Origin of the sequence: Chitinophaga terrae (ex Kim and Jung 2007) (genome assembly GCF_900107795.1) — a bacterium.
GTDB lineage: Bacteria > Bacteroidota > Bacteroidia > Chitinophagales > Chitinophagaceae > Chitinophaga > Chitinophaga terrae.
Genome location: NZ_FNRL01000003.1, coordinates 66,712 through 87,289 on the forward strand (window position 1 = coordinate 66,712; position 20,578 = coordinate 87,289).

The 20,578-nt window shown below is 46.1% G+C and carries 11 protein-coding genes; 7 read left to right on the plus strand and 4 right to left on the minus strand.

Going from position 1 to position 20,578, the window contains the following annotated elements; genetic code table 11:
- Positions 1-5: 5 nt before the first annotated feature.
- Entirely contained in the window at positions 6-713 is a 708-nt protein-coding gene (locus tag BLV62_RS04240) for an esterase family protein (protein ID WP_089759033.1), read from the minus strand.
- Positions 714-1,142: 429 nt separating this feature from the next.
- Here BLV62_RS04240 and BLV62_RS04245 point away from each other — a divergent pair, with 429 nt between their 5' ends.
- Positions 1,143-2,426, plus strand: a complete 1,284-nt coding sequence (locus BLV62_RS04245; RefSeq protein WP_168927727.1) for a M12 family metallopeptidase — start codon at positions 1,143-1,145, stop codon at positions 2,424-2,426.
- A gap of 107 nt (positions 2,427-2,533) precedes the next feature.
- On the opposite strand, the gene BLV62_RS04250 is transcribed toward BLV62_RS04245, so the two are convergent.
- Entirely contained in the window at positions 2,534-5,761 is a 3,228-nt protein-coding gene (locus BLV62_RS04250) for a TonB-dependent receptor (protein ID WP_089759037.1), read from the minus strand.
- Positions 5,762-6,262: 501 nt separating this feature from the next.
- Here BLV62_RS04250 and BLV62_RS04255 point away from each other — a divergent pair.
- Entirely contained in the window at positions 6,263-7,468 is a 1,206-nt protein-coding gene (locus BLV62_RS04255) for a bifunctional 3,4-dihydroxy-2-butanone-4-phosphate synthase/GTP cyclohydrolase II (protein WP_089759039.1), read from the plus strand.
- A 70-nt stretch (positions 7,469-7,538) separates the two neighbouring features.
- On the opposite strand, the gene BLV62_RS04260 is transcribed toward BLV62_RS04255, so the two are convergent.
- Positions 7,539-12,323: a translocation/assembly module TamB domain-containing protein gene (locus BLV62_RS04260; RefSeq protein WP_139169922.1), complete on the minus strand. Its 4,785-nt coding sequence runs from the start codon at positions 12,321-12,323 to the stop codon at positions 7,539-7,541.
- A gap of 593 nt (positions 12,324-12,916) precedes the next feature.
- On the opposite strand from BLV62_RS04260, the gene BLV62_RS04265 reads away from it, so the two are divergent.
- From BLV62_RS04265 to BLV62_RS04285, 5 genes are read left to right on the plus strand one after another with little or no spacing between them, the layout of a single operon-like run.
- A complete protein-coding gene (locus BLV62_RS04265; RefSeq protein WP_089759042.1) occupies positions 12,917-13,765 on the plus strand; it encodes a TonB-dependent receptor plug domain-containing protein in 849 nt (282 codons plus the stop codon).
- Positions 13,702-16,071, plus strand: a complete 2,370-nt coding sequence (locus BLV62_RS04270; protein WP_089759044.1) for a SusC/RagA family TonB-linked outer membrane protein — start codon at positions 13,702-13,704, stop codon at positions 16,069-16,071. The genes BLV62_RS04265 and BLV62_RS04270 overlap by 64 nt, the downstream gene beginning before the upstream one ends.
- Positions 16,072-16,088: 17 nt before the next feature.
- Entirely contained in the window at positions 16,089-17,639 is a 1,551-nt protein-coding gene (locus BLV62_RS04275) for a RagB/SusD family nutrient uptake outer membrane protein (RefSeq protein ID WP_089759045.1), read from the plus strand.
- Between the two features lie 27 nt (positions 17,640-17,666).
- Positions 17,667-18,329 carry a hypothetical protein gene (locus BLV62_RS04280; protein ID WP_089759047.1) on the plus strand — a complete coding sequence of 221 codons (663 nt, stop codon included), beginning with the start codon at positions 17,667-17,669 and terminating at the stop codon, positions 18,327-18,329.
- A 19-nt stretch (positions 18,330-18,348) separates the two neighbouring features.
- On the plus strand, positions 18,349-19,338 hold the full coding sequence (locus tag BLV62_RS04285; protein ID WP_089759048.1) for a DUF5007 domain-containing protein: 990 nt from the start codon (positions 18,349-18,351) through the stop codon (positions 19,336-19,338).
- A gap of 175 nt (positions 19,339-19,513) precedes the next feature.
- On the opposite strand, the gene BLV62_RS04290 is transcribed toward BLV62_RS04285, so the two are convergent.
- Positions 19,514-20,578, minus strand: coding sequence for an aminotransferase class I/II-fold pyridoxal phosphate-dependent enzyme (locus BLV62_RS04290; RefSeq protein WP_089759050.1), 1,065 nt, complete (start codon positions 20,576-20,578; stop codon positions 19,514-19,516).

Sequence of the window (20,578 nt, forward strand, 5' to 3'; positions counted from 1 at the left end):
GTTAATTACTTGATAAGTGAAAGATAATGAGGAAGCATTTCCCGCCATGCAGGCCAGTCATGGGAGGTATGTGGTCTTACATCCAGCCAGTGGGCCATTTTCTTTTCTGTCAGCAACCGGGAGAATTGCTCGTTCGAATGCCGGCAAACGTCGTTATCTGCCACGCCTAAAACGATCCCCATCCGCCAGAGATCTTCATGCTGGTTGCCCGGCATAAAGTCCATCGGGTTATGGTAATAGACGTTATCATCGTAATGCCCGTCTACCCGTCCTTTAATATCAAATATCCCGCTGAGGCTAAGCAGGTACGACACTTTATCAGGATATCTGAAAGCGAAATTGGCGGCGTGGTAACCGCCGAAACTGCAGCCTGCCGCCACGATCCGCTGATAGCCCGTTTCATCTTCCATCCTGGGCAGGATCTCTTCTCTCAGCAGTTTATCGTAACAGTGATGATTAAACGCCCGTTGAGCGGGAGAAATATCTGTACAATACCAGCTTTCAGCATCAATACTGTCGGGGCAATATACTTTTATTCTTCCTTCTTCAATAAACCAGCGGATAGCATCTATCAGCCCAAAGTCTTTACTCTCGTAGTAACGGCCCATTGAGGTCGGAAACAATAGCATAGGAAATCCTTTATCACCAAATACCAACATCTCAAATTCTTTTCCCAAATTAGGCGAATGCCATTTGAGGTAATTTTCAATCATGGGAACGGGTTTAGCTAAATTTAAGCAAAATTTCCGACTACACTCAGCCTGAAAATTGAAGGCCAAAGGGTACAATATGCAAACTAACGGATGGTCATGTGCAACGGCATCAGGTATGCGAATTAATATATAGCGTTAATGAGGTAATTGTGATCAAATAAATTTTGTGAGCGAAGATGCCTTTTCGTGGTGGCTTGTAGGAGATAAAAGATTGTAACTCCTTGTTGGCAGATATTTGGAGACTCGCATTATAGGTATGAAAATATCAAATTATCCAGGTAATTATTTAATATAGGTATTTTTTCTTCTGTGATTTTTTTGAGCTAATTTAAGCTCTGAATCCTATGACTATGTATTGTTAACTTTCATTTTTTACCCATAAAAAACATAATGATGTTTGTTAAAATCAAGTTGACACTATTAGTGTCTATGACTGCTATTGCTGTGTCCTGCCACAAGGACAATGCTCCCGAAACACCTGACAAAATCAAACCTATTTCTGCTGCTGAAAATTACGAAGGCTACCCGGTTGCGTCAGGGGAGCGACTTAGTATTACTGACAAAGCTGGTAAACAGCTAATGAGTTTTTTAAAATCAGGCGACAAGTACATTCTGGGAGGGGATATTGTTTATTCTGAATCGGATTTTAAGGCTTTGAAGGAATTCTATTCTAATATTGTCATAATATCTGGCTCTTCGTCGCTTCCCAAGTTTAAGCACATTGACGTACCGGGTGCGAAGCTGTTGAAGAACAGGTTACCATTGCCGCCGGCCTTGTCAAATTCCAACGGGCGCACCGGTACCGCCGCTCCTGAGGCGATTTGGCCTAATCGTACTATCTATTATTCAATTGCACCCGGCTTCACAGATGTTTTCCGGGTTAATGATGCCATTAATCACTGGAAGACGGTTACTAATCTGCAGTTTGTTCAACGGACCAATCAAACCAGTTATGTTTACTTCAGATCTGATGATGCGGGAGCATATTCAACATCCGTTGGAAAAACAAATGGTGTTACAACTATAAACCTGGGGTCCGGAGCCAGTACAGGAAATGCCATTCACGAAATTGGTCATGCGGTTGGCTTGTACCACGAACAATGCCGTAATGACAGAGACAGTTTCATTACAATATATCCGAACAACATACTACCTGACTATCTTTCACAGTTTGATAAAGTTAGTGCTTCGACTATTTATGGTCTGACAGCAGGACCATTTGACTTTAATTCAGTTATGTTATATCCGTCTACCGCGTTTGTAAAACCAGGAGCTCCATTTTCGATGACAAGGCGAGATGGATCTACTTTTACGGCCCAAAGAACAGGCCTTTCACAAGGAGACATAGAGATTTACAACCTTATGTATAATTCTACACCTGTATATGCACGGATAGAGTATGAAAATTACTCAGATTATTGGATTGACTGGGATAGATATTGGACACAGGCGGATGTTTATGTTCGTTTTTACGCAAATCAGGCTTGCACAATACCCGCGCCCGTTCCTGCAGGAATTGCCGTGAAAGTTGATTTTCAATACGACAACGAAGATAGTGGAGGTTATATTTATATAATTCCGCCCGGTACAACAAGTATCAGCCAGGGACGGTTTTACTTACTGGATTACAATAATGGCCTGATGAAAAGTGAAAGTATATCACTCTTGGATTGGGTCGGTTGCATTGTTCTTCCTTATTACATTAAATCCTGATTTAATTATCATTTGCAATAAAGTAAACGGTTGCACTTCTCGGATACTCAAATAAAATAGGCTGTATCGCACTTGACACAGCCTATTTTTTATGCAGAAGAGTGTTATTAGTTAAACAAGTATCTTATACCAAGCTGCATCTGCCATCTGGAAAGGATATTAGTTGCATCCAGGAATGGACTACCGATGTTGTTGAAAGAATAGCGTTGTTGACCGTTAGGACCGTTACTATCTCTATAGATCAGGAAGTTCGGAGTATTCACGGTTTGAGCTACACCCCAGTTGCTGTTCAGGAGGTTACCAACGTTAATGATATCCAGGGAAGCCTGCAACTTGCTTTTGCTCTTTGGAGCGATACGGGCGAAGTCGATGTCCTGGATGATTTTAACATCAAAGTGATTCCACCAAGGATAATGATCACCGTTTCTTTCGGCGAATTTACCTCTACGGGAGTTCAGGTACTTATCGCTGGAGATAAAGCTGTTAAGATCGTTCCATATCTGATCAGGAGTACGTTTATCATCTGGATTAGAAGGAATCAGGATGATATCATTCTTATCCTTAGGCACATAGATCAGGTCGTTGTTCCCTGTAGAACCATCCCTATTAGCGTTACCGGAATATACATAGCTGATTCGGGTGTTATTGAACGCATCGCTGAACGGAGAGCCTTCGTAGATCAGGGATACAGTGGTAGCAAGGATCTTAGCGTACTTAATCTTGTAAGAGAGCGTACCTACTACCCTGTGTTGTACCAGGAAGCTGGTGTAAGACAGCACTGGATTATTGGGATCGTTTACGATAGCGTTACCATTGAAAGCACTGGCAGCCTGAGATCCAGGGCTGGAAGTGATGTCTTTTGCGTTTTGGTAAGCATAAGCAACTGACGCGTTCAGACCGAAATCAAATGCTTTGCTGAATTGAGCAGACAAAGAGTAAGACCAGCCTTTGGAAGTATTATCCAGAACGATAGCGTTAGTAGCTTTTGGACTTACTTTGTTGTTAGCAGGGAAAGTATCGCGGGAACCAGGTCCTACGGATTTGCCGGTAGGGTTGACCAGGTTTGCATCCCTGTGAAATATTGCGTTGATGTCTTTAGTATAGATACCTTCAAATGTACCAACTATACCGCCTGGGAGCACAACGTCTACAGCCAGGTTAGTACGCCAGATCTGAGGGTATTTGAAGTCAGGAGACATTACGTTAATCAGCACACTGCTAGGAGCAGTTGGGTTTGCAGGGATATATTTGCCAGGATCGGTGCTGAACGGACGGTTTGTCGGGTTGTTCAACTGGTCGTTACCATACAGCAATCCGTTGTTACCGGCCTGGTTAACAGCCCATACATAAGGAATACGGCCAGTGAAGATACCGGATCCGCCACGAATCTGCAGGGTCTGATCTCCTTTAACATCCCAGTTGAAACCGATACGTGGAGAAACCATCAGTTTTGCACCGGGCAGCTTGGAAACATCCAGGTGTTCGCCATTGCGGAAACCAATAGTATCGATTGTTGGATTTTTAGCCAGTGATGTTGGGTAGAACGGAATATCGAAACGTATGCCATAAGTTAATTTAAAACGATCGTTTATCTGGAATTCATCTTGTCCGTATGCTGAAATAGTAGCAGCATTCAGTTTAGCGGCCGGAGCAGCATTGCCTTTCACAGCAGAATAAGTTAACTGGTAAAGGAGTGGTTGAGCTGTCTGATCGCCGCCTGCGGCAGCCAGGAAGGTAGCAAGATCTTTATAACGGTATTGACCCAGATAGAACTGCGCAAAAGCGTTGGAGAATTTGAAGTATTCACCGGCTACACCAAAGGTTAAAGTATGTTTACCGCGGTAAAGGTTCAGGTTGTCAACGAACTGGAACAGATCCTGGCTCAGGTTGTTGACACCAGAAAATGGTTCAGAACCGGCAGATATGTAGTTGGAGCCTGCACCATTTTCAATATCGACCAGTGGGAATGGCCCCCCCGGAGTGGAGCGATAATCACGGAACCTGGAATAGGTCAGGGAAACGTTGTTAGACATTCTGTTGGAAATGTTGCTGTTCAGTTCAGCAACATAAGAATTGATTTTATTATACTGACGGTAACCGGTATTCTGGAACAGCATGCTGGTTCTACTAGGACCGCGACCGCTTCTGGAATTAGAAGTGGAGGCATTCAGGTCCTTAAACGAGTTCATATAACTGTAACGGAAAGTGAACTTGTTCTTTTCGTTAATGTTCCAGTCGATACGCGCAGTAACTTTTTCGTTATTCTGTTTGAAGTCATAGTCCTGGTAAGCACCGGGGTCGTAACCCAGTTTGCGCAGGGCAGCAGCCACTGCATCCAGATCTTTGGATTTAACTACAGAAATACCTGGAGGAAGGGTTTTAGCAGTGCCGGTGTCAGTAGGATTCGCTCTCCAGTTGGAACCAGGAGAAGTTTGTCTTTCCAGCTCACCGTTTACGAAGAAAAATAATTTGTTCTTGATAATCGGACCACCAAAACGGAAGCCGTATTGTTTCAGGTTATAAACGTCATTGCTCACATCTACGCCTTTTACTTTTTTACCGGTAAGATCGTTGCTTCTGAGAAAAGTATAAATGGAACCGGAGAATTCATTGGTACCTGATTTGGTAACAGCGTTAATGGCAGCACCGGTAAAACCGCTTTGCTTTACATCATAAGGAGCCAGGTTTACCTGGATCTGGTCAATCGCGTCAAGAGAAATTGGCTGGGAGTTTGTTTGCCCGCCAGGCAGGTCTGTTAGCCCGAAAGCGTTATTGAACAAGGAACCATCCACTGTGAAAGTGTTGAACAGCGAGTTACGGCCTGCAAAGTTCAAACCTTTACCCGACTGCGGAGTCAGTTTGGTAAAATCCGCAATACCTCTGTTCAGGGAAGGAAGGTTCTGCAATTGCTCCCTGCTAATGGTAGTAGCAGCACCAGTACGACCACTGTTGAAGGTAGTATTCTGTTTACCAGAGATAACAACTTCGTTCAGTGACTTGGTAGTGGGTTGCAGCGTAAAATCGATTTTGAATGTTTGTCCAAGCGGCAGGTTAACATTCTCTACTTTTTCTTCTTTAAAAGAGATAAAAGTAACTGTGACGGTGTAGGGACCACCTACTCTCATGTTAGGGATGTTATAGCGGCCACCTTCCTGGGTTGTAGTACCGTAAACTGTTCCTGAAGGAGTGTGTACAGCTTTTACGGTTGCTCCGATAAGACCTTCGCCTTTATCGTCTTTAATATAACCAGTCATATTACTGGTGGTAACCTGTGCAAAGGTTACCATCACTGTTAATAACAATGATAGTGTAATGAGTAGTTTTTTGAAACTCATAATTCCCGATAAGTTTGATTCGACGCAGCAAAGTTGCTTATTTTTCTTGTTAAAACTTTAACTTGAAATTAACAAATTGTTAAGTACGTTAAAAAACTGCTAAAGTCTCCGGAATTTTGGAAGCAATTCATAAATACCCATATCCACAGGACGAATTCTAGTGAAAACAGCCAAAAATTATGAATCTTCAAATATTAAAATTATTTAATAGATTGTTTTGGAATACTTGGAAAGAATAACATCCCTATCTTTCTTGCCATCTTAAACTTTAACGAGCGCTACCATAACAGGTGATCAAATATTATAAGTTATATTTTTGTTTTATGTGTCGCTGATTTTGTCCAGCTTTCCTGCGGCAATTCCGCACGCCGCCTGCCCTCAGAGAAACGAAACAGCCCTGTATCCTCCTTTTGTCAGACTTCCGGAAAAACATTTTTCATGATGGATATATCGTAACTTTGCGGCATTCAATAATACCGACCCGGAGGATAATAATTATATATGAGACTCGACACAATTGAAGCAGCAATAGAAGATATAAAAAATGGTAAGCTCGTAATCGTAGTGGATGACGAAGACCGTGAAAATGAAGGCGATTTTGTAACCGCCGCCCGTAATGTAACACCGGAGATCATCAATTTCATGAGTACCCATGGCCGGGGTCTTATCTGTGCGCCGCTGGTAGAAGAAAGATGTGAAGAACTCGGACTCGAAATGATGGTACGGGATAACACCGCTTTACATCAAACTCCTTTTACCGTATCAGTCGACCTTTTAGGTCATGGCTGCACTACCGGCATTTCTGCCCACGACAGGGCCAAAACAGTGCAGGCGCTGATCGATCCTAACACCAAACCTGAACACCTGGGCAAACCAGGGCATATTTTCCCGCTTAAAGCCAAAACAGGAGGAGTATTGCGCAGGTCTGGCCATACAGAAGCGACCATCGACCTGGCACGACTGGCAGGCTTCGAACCAGCCGGCGTCTTGGTAGAGATCATGAACGAAGATGGTTCAATGGCCCGCTTACCCCAATTAAGGGAAATAGCTGATAAATTCGACCTGAAACTTATCTCCATCAAAGATCTTATCGCTTACCTGTTAAGCACCGAAACACTGATCGAAGAAGGAGAACGGGTACAGATGCCTACCAAATACGGCAACTTCGAACTGATCGCCTTCACGCAGATAAACTCAGGAGAGATCCACATGGCCCTGAAAAAAGGCGACTGGAAAAAAGATGAACCGGTACTGGTCAGGGTACACTCGTCCTGCGTCACAGGCGATATCCTGCATTCGCTGCGTTGCGACTGCGGCGAGCAACTGCATGCTGCCATGCAGATGGTAGAAAAAGAAGGTAAAGGCCTGATCCTGTACATGAACCAGGAAGGAAGGGGCATTGGCCTGATGAATAAACTGAAAGCCTATAAACTGCAGGAAGAAGGACTCGACACTGTTGAAGCCAACCTGGAATTAGGCTTTAAGATGGATGAAAGGGATTATGGAGTAGGAGCACAGATCCTGCGCCATCTGAATATCTCCAAACTTCGCCTCATCACCAACAACCCGCGTAAACGCGCCGGCCTGAATGGGTATGGACTGGAAATCGTGGAAAACGTGCCTATCGAGATCCATCCAAATCCATACAACGAAAACTACTTAAGAACAAAAAGAGATAAACTGGGCCACGAGATCCTGAAAGGATAATATGTACCGGTTGAAATACTTAAAGGACTGTCTCAATTTCGGGGCGGTCCTTTTTCTTTTTGCGTGCAGGTTATTTTTCCGTTTTAGTTGTCTGGCGGCTTCCCGGTTTGGAAGAATCTTCCTGTTGAGGTGGCAGGCTCTTTTGAAGTGAGTCGGGCAGGTTGGCTATTCTCCGCCTGCGCGACTGCCCGAACAGCTCATTGATGCGGTTGTATTCACGGATATAGGAAATACCGATACCAGACTTGGTACGGTTGCTTAAATTATATACATCGTAATCCGTTTTGCTGAAGGCATTGATACGGAACCTGCCATCAGGAGTAAGGAGGTATTCTATCCTGAAGTCGCCCGCAAACCTGTTGGCGTTGGCGGAAGTAGCCGATTTTCCCCAGTCATAATCGCCTCCTGCATACAGCCTGAAACGGTTGTTGAATAGATTACTGGTAATACCTGCACTTACCTGGTTCCGGTCGTAAGACGTGTTTTCCACTGTTCCGCCTCCCACGTTATAAGCCCGGTAATTGACGTTCACGCCAATTCCACTGCCTTTCAGCAGGGCTCCGGTAATATTGTTCAGGATAGCCTGCGCCTGTGCAGATAATGCCTGCCCAACGCTGTTCTTACCGGTAATGCCCACGTTGGTAGCCGCAGAAGCAGTAGCGTCGTCTGGCAGGAACTGGTTAGAGAACAACAAGCCCCATACCTGGAACAATGCCTTGTTCTGGTCTGTGTTGATCTCTTTCAGGTGAGCCGCCACGCCACTTTCATAAGCCAGGCTTCCTACATCCGGCAGTTCTATGGAATAGGTGATATCAGGTTTCATCAACGCCCCGCGGAGATTGATCATTACATCTACCCGCTCCGTCCGGGTAGCCAGCTTGTCCCTGTCGGTATTCTGGGTCCCCTGAACGGCAAGGTTATATAAACTCACTTTAGGAAGGGAGTATTTGGCCATGATATTCACCCGGGCTTCCGACGGATCGCCATTCCATATAATAGAGCTGTTCTTTTCTATATCGAACTTCCAGCTGGTGAGGCGCTGGAAGGTGAAATTATAGGAACCGTTGTTGATCTCGTAGTTCCCGAACATAGTGAAATCCCCTTCTGTATTCACCGTGATCTGCAGGTTGCCTGTACCGTTGGCGCTGATCACATCGCCGGTGGTGGCGTCGAGTATCACATCGATCTGGGCATCAGGATTCGCGGCGATATCTAACTTCACTGTCAGTTTCGTATCATCTTTCTTCTTCTTCTTTTCAACTACCTCTGTTCCATAGGTTTTAAAATTGATATACTCGTATTTGCCAATGTCTTTACTGTCGGACATCGGCAAATAAAAATGTGTGCCTTTGATCGGCCTTGCGATGATATGCATCTGCATATCGTTGATAGGCCCGCTGAAGTACACCTTACCATCGGCCAACACATCCCCGTAGAAAAGGTCGTTATCCGCCGCATCTGTATTCAGGAATAGGAATCCCCGCCCGGTTACATCAAAGTCGAAGTTCATTTTATTGAAATGATCATGACTGATATAGCCATTGGCGTTGCCTTTCGTGTTGTATTTATCTATAAGAGTGAAGTTGCCGAATTCTATCAGGTTATCGTCTATATTGATCTTCAACTTGGGGATACGGTAATGGGTACCCAGGTAATCGACGGTTACGCCAACCGTGTCAAGGGTCAGCATTCCCTTTATGGACGGCTGTATGGTAGTGCCCCCGATATCCAGGTTGCCGGTAACCGTACCCGAAAGTTCGGATACATACCCCGCCAGGTATTTATTCAGTAAACTGATGGATGTATTATTCAGTTTGATATTGCCATCGATTTGGTTATTGGAAGAAGTTAACCCCACTTTGCCGGATGCCAGGAAACTTTTACCCTCATTGTCTGACAATACATTAAAAGCTGCTTCACCGGTTAAATGGTTATAACGGCCATCTATATTCACTACCCCGATGGAATCATTGTCTATACGCAGTTGCCGGGTACGCAGGGCGGCATTGATGTCCAGCGCGGTAGTCGGATCTGTGATATGTATAGTGCCGTCTGTGATCCCTTCTATACGGGTGGTCAGCAACTGGGAGGGAATAACGTCCGGGAGGTTGATATTTTTCAGGGTGATGAGGAATTTGGATTCGTCGGGGTTGAATTCGTTCGTTTCAACCGTGATCTGCTGATCATTCCTCGTTACACGGAGGTTTTTAACTGTAAGGAAATGTTTGCTCCAATAGATCTCGTTGCCCGGCGTTACATTCCACTGGCGTTCGTTAACTGTAAAGGCGCTGTTAAGGAAATTGATCTTAACTCCTTCCGCTACCGTTACTACCCTGGCAAAGAATCCATCCAGGCTGGAAGTATCTTCCGACGAGAAATCCACTTTCACAAAAGAAGTATCATGGCTGGAGCTGGCGATAATGAGGGGATTTTGCAGCACTACATTCTTGCCCGACAATACCTTGCCTATACTGGTACTGATATTTACCTTGTTGAAATTGCCTTCTCCTCTTACCTGCAGGTCCTGTACCCCGTAAGCGTCGTAGGTTGCGTTAGGGATATTGATATTCAGCAGCAGGTTTCCGTTGCCGTTCGTATTCAGGGCGCCGCTTATGGTTGTTTCATTGAAACCACCGAATTGGTGGGTGATTCCCTTTAATACTTTGTTTACATCTCCAAAATGGAAAGCATAAGTAAAGTTCTGGTCGATCACGGGGTTCTCCGGCGCTTTGAAATAGCTGGGGTAATATTTGTAAAGCAGCAGCTGGAAGGCGTCAGGAAGCTGGAGGAAGCTGTAAGTTCCTTTTACGGCGCCCGACATTTCGCTGCCTGCCAGTTGCAATACTTTTTCGTTGTCGACAAAATGCGAGGAAACGTTCAGGGAATCGAATTCCAGGCGGCGGTTGTCTTTGAACACTGATACCTCGTACATCCTGGCTGTACCATCGAAGTTATCGATGTTGCTGCCGGCGAAGTTCAGGTCCAGCTTTGCCTGCAGGGTAACCGAATCGCTTGTCAGGTGCAGGGCCCGGAGATCGCTTTTTTCAATGTTCGCCTTGAAATCGAACAGGGGTAAGGCCTGGTTGAAGTCGATGGTTCCGGCAAAGTTCATGGCCAGGTTAGGGTCATCGGCGGTCAGAGAGCCGTTGAACAGTTTCCGGGCCATAGTAGCGTTGGTTTTGATATGCTGGTAGTTGTAACCGTAAAGGGCTATCTCCTGTATGTCCGCATCTACATTGGCCCTCAGGGTTTTGAAATTGAAACCGGCTCCATCTACTTTCGCCGCCATGGTGAGGGTAGAGAGGTTGCTGTTGTCGAACAGGCTGCCAATGTTGAAATTACTGGTGGTCAGGCTCCCTGAATATACAGGTACATCTTTATTGGTCTTGAAGTTCAGGTCGGAGCTGAGGTTGCCCAGGTTGGTCTGGAATTCACCGTATGCAACAAAGTCGTTAATGAATCCCGTATAGCTTCCTTTAAAACGGATATTGGATAACCTGTCTATCCTTACCGTGCTGACGATCTCCTTTACAATAGGCATGATCTGCATTACATCCTGGCCTGTTGTTACCAGTTCGTCTGCATGGAAGTCTATGAACGTTTCTTCTATATCCGGCAGGCCGCGCATTTCCAGGCTTCCTTTCAGCCGGGTCGAGTTGCCCGCTTCCACGGAAATATCATTGGCTTTCAGGTTGCTTACCGGCCCCCTGGCGCTTCCGCTTACGGTAATTTCTTTCTTCCAGGAAGATAAGGGAGGAGCGAAATAGGCAATATCGTCAGACGATACATGGGTGTTCTTGAAATGCGCCCGCATAATAACATCGTCGATATAATTATTCATATCGCTGATATCATTATACTGCATCACATAGTAATCGCCAATATGGCTGCGATTCGTTTCCAGGTCTAACTGTGAGAATTCCATTTCCACCGGCGACATCTTAAAACGGCTGGTCAGTTTCTTCACTTCAAAGCCGCTGCGTTCCTTGGTGCTTAACGTCAGGTCGCCGATAATACTGTCTTTTACCAGGCTGGTATTGGTAAGAGAAAGATTGATCTCATTGAAGCGGATATGATGCGGAGCAAAATAGCCTGGTTCAATGGGGGATTTATCATCGGGATTGTCTACACCGAAAGTACCGTCCTTAATATTCACTTCTTTTACCAGCAGTTTCCAGTTGTCGTTATTCCATCGTAAAATAGAATCAGTATAAACGGCGCTTCGCACCCAGGGCTTCCTGCGGCGCAGGGGAGAAGAGGCATAGTCGCTGATAATGAACGTGGGTGCATTCAATGTCAGCTCCTGGATATCGATATTATGTTTTTTCAGGTCCAGGTTCTTGGCGTCTACATAGATCCTTTTGGCAAATACCCGCATATCTTCTCCCACCCAGGAATCTACCTGGTTGAAGGTGATATTCTTCAGGTCTATTTTTTTCAGGTCCAGCGAGATGCCTGCGGAGGGGCCGGAAGGTTTTTTAGGCGTAGTGTCGGGGGCTGAGCTGAAGGCATCTACAATAAAATCATAGTTCCAGGTAGAGTCTTTCGCTGTACGAACCAGGTTCACCTGGGCGTCTTCCAGGCCAATGAACTTGATGATTGGTTTTTCCTGGAAAAAGAACCAGTCGGTGATCCTGACCTGGAGATTGCCGGCGTAAAGCAGGGTATCGCCTTTGAGGTCTTTTATCAGCGCGCCCTGCAACTGCATGCTGTTGAAAAGCCGGAGATCTACATGATCGATCTTTACCTCGGTTTTCAGCTGGGCTGACAAACGGCTGGTAACCTCGCGAACGAGAAAATTTTGTACCGCGGGAATGTTTACCAGTATTCCGAGTAGAATGACGAGGCCCAACACGCTCAGTACAACAATGGTTAATATTTTCCGTACTTTTTTCAGGCCCTGTGAATTTATGGGGGCAAAAATAATTAATAGTTACCACCTTATGTTCATAACGCCGATAAATCAAGGATATTTCTCGCCAAACAAATCCGCTTACCAGGCATCAATTTCGTATAGCTTACCCCGTAGTTGACCATCTGGCTTTTCTCATAAAACTGTCTACTTTTCTAGTCTTCCTTATGTTATTTTATTAAAGAATGATAGTATTTTGATTGAATTGTATGTAATGAATACAAGAAAAGAATTTAACAAATTGAATTTTAATTAATTAAGATGAAACATGATAAAAATATAATTGTCATAAATTTGTCAGATAATGAAAGCGAGTTATTAAGAAAACCTTAACATTTATAATTTGGGCTCGGAACAATGAAATTAAACAACGACAGATTTTTGCTTAAAGTGAACAGTGAAGGTAGTGGACTCACTGCGCCAACCAAAATTCAACAACCTGTATTTTTCAAATTTTAAATTATCAGTGAACAAAAAGGGCTAATAGCCCCGAGTGTGAATTAATAATTCCCAACACATTTCTTAAACCAGAATCTATGCACAGAAAGTTGCTACTATTAGCGCTAATGGGATTGCTATGCCTGCAGGCATGGGCCCAGGAGCGGAAGATTTCAGGGGTGATCACAGATGATAAAGGCGGGCAGCTGCCCGGCGTATCTGTAAAAGAAGTGGGAACCAGCAATGGAACCATAACGACGCCCGACGGAAAATTTACCTTAACCCTGAAAGGGACTTCCAAAACATTATCCGTTTCATTTATTGGATTTGAGACACAAACAGTAGCTATCACAGGGAACAATGTTTATAAGATAGTGATGAAAACCGATCAGAAAAGCCTGAAAGACGTAGTGGTGATCGGTTACCAGGAAGTAAAACGCAAAACTGTTACAGCCGCTGTATCCAGTGTTAAAGGAAAGGATATCGAAAACCTGCCTTCTCCCAGCTTCGACCAGTTATTGCAGGGTAGGGCCGCAGGTCTGGCCGTTCAGAACTTCACCGGCGAACCGGGCGTAAGAGGTTCGTTCGTCGTAAGAGGTAATACCAGCCTTAGCCGGACTTCCAGCAGCATCCGTACTTTAAGTTCCCCGCTTTTCGTGATCGATGATATTCCTATTTCCTCCGACGATGCCGCCGCATTCGATAACACGGGAACCAACTACATAGCCGGTCTGAATCCCAACGATATTGAATCCGTGGACATCCTCAAAGACGCCTCCGCTGCCGCCATCTACGGTAGCCGCGGCGCCAACGGGGTAGTGATCGTAAAAACCAAAGAGGAAAAACAGGCAAACCACAGATCAACCTTTCCGCCTACGCTGGCATGGTGGAAGTACCAAAATTCGAAACCGTTATTGGCGGTGCAGAGGAAAGACAGTTTAAGCTGAACTACCTGAAACAGAAACTGACATTCGATCAGCAGGAAACAAAAATCCCCCTGCTGCTGACAGACAGCCTGAACCCTGCCTACAGCGGGAATATGGACTGGCAGGATTTCTTCTTCCGGAACGGCGTGGTGCAGAACTACGATCTCTCTGTTTCCGGCGCTACAGAAAATATTAACTACCGCGTGAGCGGCAACTATTACGACGAAGACGGAACGATCAAAGGAACCGGTTATAAACGTTATACCACTTCCGCAGCTTTGGGCCTGAAAATGTCGCAGCGCGTAAATGTGAATTCCCTTTTCCGTTTAAGCCGTGGCGACAGGAGCCGGGGACGCGGACAGTTCCCGGGCGAAGATGTTATTCCATTGACCAATGGCCAGTATCTTTCTTCTCTCTACAACCTCAGCGAGCGGGATAAACAAAACCTGGTGGGCGATTATCCCGGCAGCCGTGATAAGAATATCAACGATGATATAACCGCCAGCATTACCCTGAACTACGACATTACCCCGCAGCTCAGGTTCGCTTCCACCGGTTCTGTACAGTCATCTGTCAATAGCCGCGATATCTTCAGGCCAGGCGCCCTCAGCTTACTGGGCCTCGCCTATGCGCAAAGCAGCAGGTCGCGGTACGAGAACCTGAACCTCGATAACACCCTTTCTTATTATACTTCCCTGTTTAACAAACAACACCACGTTAACGTGCTGTTAGGTAATACCATTAATAATGTAAAGAATGAGTTTACCGGTATCGGCAGCGGCTCCCAGGGTAACGATAACCTGAGAGTGGTGCAGGGATATAATAAAGATTACCTGTTATACAGGGATGCCTATGGCAACCTGGTATCGGGCTCCGATTACCAGTCGGCCGGCATGCTGTCGTTCTTCGCCAGGGTAAACTATGATTATAAAGAAAAATACCTCTTATCATTTGCTTACAGGGCTGACGCTTCTTCCCGTTTTGGCCGCGACAGCAGATGGGGTTACTTCCCTTCCGCTTCTGCCGGATGGAATATTTCTGATGAGCCGTTTATGCAACCGTTTAAAAAATGGATCGACCTGTTAAAGATCCGCGGAAGCTTTGGTATCACAGGAAGCCTGCCTAACGGCTATTATCTTCCGTTTAATACCTACAACACCAACCAGGGCGGCTATGGCGGCTCTTCAGGCGTTACCTATAACGGTGTGAACGCAGTAACGCCAAACTTTAGAGACGGCGTGGCCCAGGCGGGTCTGACCTGGGAACAGGCCAAGCAATCCAATATCGGTATAGACGCTACCTTGTTCAACGGCCGGCTGAACATCATCTTCGACGCGTTTAACAGGGGAACTTCCAGGAAACTGTTTGACCTGATCCTGCCAGCTACCACCGGTTATGATAAAGTGAACACCAACGCGGTAGACATCCGCAACACCGGGCTGGAATTCAATATCCAGGGCCGCGTTATGTCGCCGTCCAGCAAATTCCAGTGGAACCCGGGCCTGATCCTTTCTTTCGTAAAGAACCAGATCGTTTCGCTGCCAGATGGCGGACGCGATATCATCGTGTCTGACGATAACCTCGGCATGACTTATATCCTGAGCAAAGGCAGGGCCATCAACGAGTTCTATATGATGAAAAGCCTTGGCGTATATGCGTCAGAGAAAGATATTCCTTTCAATCCATACACCGGCGAAAAGCTGACCTACTGGAACGGCAATCATACCGTACAGGCGGGCGACTTTATCTGGGTAGACCAGAACGGCGACTACGACGTATGGGACTGGAACGATAAAGTACGCACAGGTAATCCGAATCCTTTCTGTACCGGCGGGTTAAGCAACAACTTCACCTATGGCAGATGGAGCCTGCAGGTATATTCCACCTTTACGCTGGGCAGGGACATCTACAACAAATACATGTCCGACCGCCTGATAGGTATGGTGAACAACTACGCAACCATTGCCGCTATTGATCCGAACAGCATCGACTCATGGCGCAAAGAAGGCGACCATACCAAGTATGCGGAAGTAATTCCTTACAGCAACAAGTATTATTACCAGTTCCTTCCTTTTTCTTCTGCCTTTGTTGAAAATGGTTCCTGGTTCCGTATCAAATACCTGAACCTCTCTTACATGATGGGACCTAAATTCCTGGAAAGAACTAAACTGAGTAAAGTACAGTTCTATGGCGTAATAGATAATGTGGCCATGTTCCAGAAATCTTCTGTTCCGGATGCAGAAGCAGTAGATGAAAGAGGCACTTATAACGGCGCCGGCTATCCGTTGCCAAGGAAATTTACATTAGGTGTAAACGTTGGATTTTAATTTTTAAAGAAGCTGATATGACTTTGTCTAAAAATATACTAGTGGCGGCAATTGGGTTAATGTTCATACCATTTACCGCATGTAAGAAATTGCTGGATCAGGCGCCTATCAACTCCGCTTATGCAGAGGTGTTCTGGAAGAACCAGCAGGATGCTGAACAGGGAGCGGCAGGCGCTTATGCCCTGGTAAGAAAAGCGTTGACATCCAACACGGAGTACAACCAGAATATGTCGCACTTTGCCTACGGATCGCTGGCGGCTTTCGAATTCCAGGATTATGACCAATATGATGTAGCATCGTTGGTAAAGGGGGGAGATGGATTTAATTCTGCGGATTTCATCGGGTCGTACCTGGAGAAATACCAGGACTGGACGCCTTATTACAAGGTGATCACCCAGGCGAATATCATGCTGCATTTCATCCCGCAGATCCCTGACGGGCAGTTCACTTCCGCTCCTGCGCCAACAAGGAACAGGTACCTGGGAGAAGCGCATTTCCTGAGAGCTTTCGCTTATTTCTATATGGTGAGATTATGGGGAGATGTGCCATTGATCATGTCTTATGATCCTGATCCTGCACACGCACAAAACATTCCCCGCGTCAGTGAAAAGATCGTGCTCGACAGCGTGATCAACGACCTGAAAGCAGCTGTTACGCTGCTGCCGTGGGACCTGGCCAGCGTTAACGACAAAGCGGTGAGGGCAACGAAAGGCGCTGCCTATGGCCTGCTGGCACATGCTTATATGTGGAGGAATTTCCTGAACAAAGGAGCTAACACTGCCGATCTCACCAATGCCATTGCTGCTATTGATGCAGTAGAGCAGAGCGGCAAATACATCCTGCTGCCGGCCACCGATTATCACAAAGTGTTTCATGGCAAATCTGCGGAAGGCGTGTTCGAGATCAACATGCAGGCGCAATACTCCGAACAGCAGATCGGTATGGGTTTCTATTACAGCACCCTGAAACGCCCGTACCTGGATAAGGAAAGCAAACTGGATGCACCGAACCAGGATCTTATCAATTCTATTTATGAAGAAGAAGACCTGCGTTTGAAATACTTCTTCTCCAGCCTGGATGCCAGCAACCAGTTTGATGTGACCATCTGCAAGTTTGCCGGGCTGAATGGCGAGAACATCGTACGCAACCAGCAATCGGCCGAAGGCTCTGTGGATGCCAATATGATCATCATGCGATATGCCGACCTGCTGCTGCTACGCGCTGAAGCCTATGCCGATCTTGGTAATACCGGCGCCGCACTGAAAGACCTCAACTTTGTAAGAGCGCGCGCCAATGCTTCTACTTTACTGGCAGAAGATTATGGAGATAAAAAGGTATTGCAGGAAGAAGTTTTGCTGGAAAGAACAAGGGAGTTATATGCAGAAGGACAAAGATGGTATGACCTCGTGCGTACAGGATTTCTTACAAACCCCGACCTGAACGGTTTCCTGACCTTCCCGCAGGATCGTTATGATGCAGAAGGCTGGAAATGGCCTGTGGCCCGCGCATTGTTCACCAGCAACAATGTGCTGACACAGAATAAATTCTGGTTAGGAAAAGTACGATAGACATCAAGTAAAACAAACACTACTACTATGCAGTTTAAAAAATTCTTCATACATACTGGTTGGATGGGCCTATTGGCCATTGTGTTACTGGCTTCCTGCAGGAAGGAACATTACCTGGGCGGCAGTCCAACCAATGCGCATACAGACCTGAGCACTTACGATTACCTGAAAGCCAACCCGCTGTTCGATACGCTGATATTGCTGATCGATAAAGCAGGGTTGAAGGAAATGGTGAACGGCCAGGGTACTTTTGTTGCGCCGACCGATTACAGCATCAAACGCTTTCTGAATACGCGCACTACCGAGTTGCAGAAGCAAACCAACAACGAGAACATCAAATACACTATCGATAGCCTGAAAGTTCCGGAGCTGAGAGACAGTCTCATGACCTACCTCTTTGACGCCGGTATCCAGAGAGCGGGCCTGTCGACCGAAACTACCGTGTTCAAAAGTAAAGTGAATGAACAATTCGGTTTCAAGATCATCTATGCACAGGATGATGTTATTTCTGCCGGTGTTCCGCTGATGTATATGTCCAAGATCATTAACGGCGTTGATCCGTCTCCGTTGCCGTCAGATTTCCCGGATACCGACAAAGACAAGGAATATGTGTTGCAGACAACGGGTATTCTCACGAAGAACGGGGTATTGCATGTGCTTAGCAACGCACATACTTTTTATTGGAAGTAATCATTAAAAACGATCAACTATGTTATCACACTATAACTGGAAAAAAATATTGGGAGCTGCAGTGGTTACCGGCCTGTTTTTCACCGCCTGTAAAAAACTGGATGAAGGCTTTTTAAGCGACGGGCTTTATGTGCCGGATGCTCCTATCACCATTCAACGCGGATTGGCGTTTCAGAAAACCGAAGCCATTTTGCCCGACGGATCTACCCGCCCCATTACCTTCGAATTGCTGGATGTAAGAAGAGCCGACACGAAGAAACACGCAGACGAATTCTTTAAAGAATATCCTGTATACGTATATACCGCCGCTATTGACCCGGCAAAAGATACCACTATCGAGCAGGTAAACAAAAAGAGGGAGCTGAAGAATATGAAGCCCTTCACCTTCCTGGCCAGCGGTCAATGGATCTTCAACGGCGCTACCGACAGTTTGCCTTTAGGCGTTACCTATGAATATGATATCAGGGTAACCAACGTTGCAGGCACCAAAGAGTATAAGAATATCGCCACCTTAACAACAGCCGATCCGCCACTGGTATCTGAAACCACTACCGGTTGCAACTTCTTCCCCGACGACGGATCACCCACTATCGGTATGGGAGCTATGGAAATGAAAATATCCAGGATCAAGGAAAGCGGCGCCACCGTGATCCTGAAAATCACAGACAAGGACGGCAAACCATTCAACCCGAAAAACGGGGAGATCATCAAACGGGGCGACAGGCCTACTTTTGAAAGCTACTCCCGTTTCCACCCGGTAGAATACACAGATACTTCCATGATCTGTAATTTTGAGATCGCGCCATTCCCGATCGCGAAATATTCTTCCGGTGGTACCAACTTCAACTACCTGATCTATTATCGTATACCGTCTACCTTCGCGACCGTAGATAAATCGCTTACTACGAAGATCGGAAGCGTGAACCCACTGTTCGCGTTCCGCCTCATGAAGGCCGGCACCTACCTCGTAGAGATCAGGCTGCCTAAAACAACCCGCATCTCGAAGTAGTTCTCACGCGAAGTTTCACGCAAAGGGGCATAAGGTGCATAAGAGGCATAAGATATTTTTTTAAGGAAAATAAGAAAGCAAAGGGGTTGACGATTGTGTTATATAACATTATCATCAACTCCTTTGCTTTCTTAAAATTCGCTCCGATCAAAATATCTTATGCCTCTTATGCACCTTATGCCCCTTTGCGTGAAACTTCGCGTGAAACCCTCGCAAGAGACCCTGCCAGGACGGAAATATCTTCCTGGGAATGTAATGCGGATACCACAGCCCTGTTCACTGGCTGGCTGGAAGGGAGGGGATAAGGGAAGCTGGATATAACGATGTTCTTCTCCAGCAGCGAGGCGGCCAGGTCGTTGATGGGTGGAAGTACGAAGATGGGCAGCGCAAATGGATTATGAATACCGCAGTCGCTGAGTAAATGTATCAGGAATGCGATATTCTGTTGCAGTTGCATGCGTTGCGCCGCAAACAGGTCTTTGGCGTTCAGCCATGCGTGGGCGTTGGCCGGGGGCAGGGAGGTGCTGGCGGAAAAGACAGGCGATTTCTTCAGCGCTTCAATGATGGAGGCAGGACCGCTTACTACCCCGCCTTCTGTACTGAAAGCCTTTGCCAGCGAGGCGGTTAGCAGGTAAGTGAGGAAGGGAGATCGGGGCAGGAAATGAATACCGCCCTGGCCTAAAGGGCCCAATACGCCAATGCCATGCGAATCATCGGCTACTACCAATACCCTGCGTTCCAGTTCCTGCAACCATTTGAAACTGTGTATGACGCCTTGTATGGGATGAACAGTATCGGTAATGATGGCGAAAGTATCGTGGGGTTGCGAATTGATCAGCTTTATAGTGGCTGCTACCCATTCATCCCTGGAAGTTTGAGGAAGAACAGGATTGTTGACCCACAAGGAAGGATGCGTGTCGGGCGCGTAAATTACCTGCCTGGTTTGTGCTGCAAACTGTGCCGCTGCCTGGCTGGATAAATAGCCTGAGGAAAAGACAGCAGCCGATTCCTGTTGCAGTAACGCTGCTATAGCTGTTTCCAGTTCTTCATAAATATTCAGACGCAGGTTGGCTACCCTGCTGGACGGAAAGATCAATCCATATTTTTCTATTCCTTCCCTGATCAGTGTTTGAAAGCCAGTATGCTGATGCAGACCCAGGTAGGAAAAGCCTGAAAAGAACAGGCATTCTTTATCGCCTGTTCTCACCGTCCGTCCCGGAGTGTGATCTGTATACTGCAT

Coding starts and splice junctions, on each gene's coding strand:
- BLV62_RS04240 (WP_089759033.1), bottom strand. CDS start 713: ATGATTGAAAATTACCTCAAATGGCATTCGCCTAATTTGGGAAAAGAA.
- BLV62_RS04245 (WP_168927727.1), top strand. CDS start 1,143: ATGACTGCTATTGCTGTGTCCTGCCACAAGGACAATGCTCCCGAAACA.
- BLV62_RS04250 (WP_089759037.1), bottom strand. CDS start 5,761: ATGAGTTTCAAAAAACTACTCATTACACTATCATTGTTATTAACAGTG.
- BLV62_RS04255 (WP_089759039.1), top strand. CDS start 6,263: ATGAGACTCGACACAATTGAAGCAGCAATAGAAGATATAAAAAATGGT.
- BLV62_RS04265 (WP_089759042.1), top strand. CDS start 12,917: ATGCACAGAAAGTTGCTACTATTAGCGCTAATGGGATTGCTATGCCTG.
- BLV62_RS04270 (WP_089759044.1), top strand. CDS start 13,702: ATGGTGGAAGTACCAAAATTCGAAACCGTTATTGGCGGTGCAGAGGAA.
- BLV62_RS04275 (WP_089759045.1), top strand. CDS start 16,089: ATGACTTTGTCTAAAAATATACTAGTGGCGGCAATTGGGTTAATGTTC.
- BLV62_RS04280 (WP_089759047.1), top strand. CDS start 17,667: ATGCAGTTTAAAAAATTCTTCATACATACTGGTTGGATGGGCCTATTG.
- BLV62_RS04285 (WP_089759048.1), top strand. CDS start 18,349: ATGTTATCACACTATAACTGGAAAAAAATATTGGGAGCTGCAGTGGTT.
- BLV62_RS04290 (WP_089759050.1), bottom strand. CDS start 20,578: ATGCAGTATACAGATCACACTCCGGGACGGACGGTGAGAACAGGCGAT.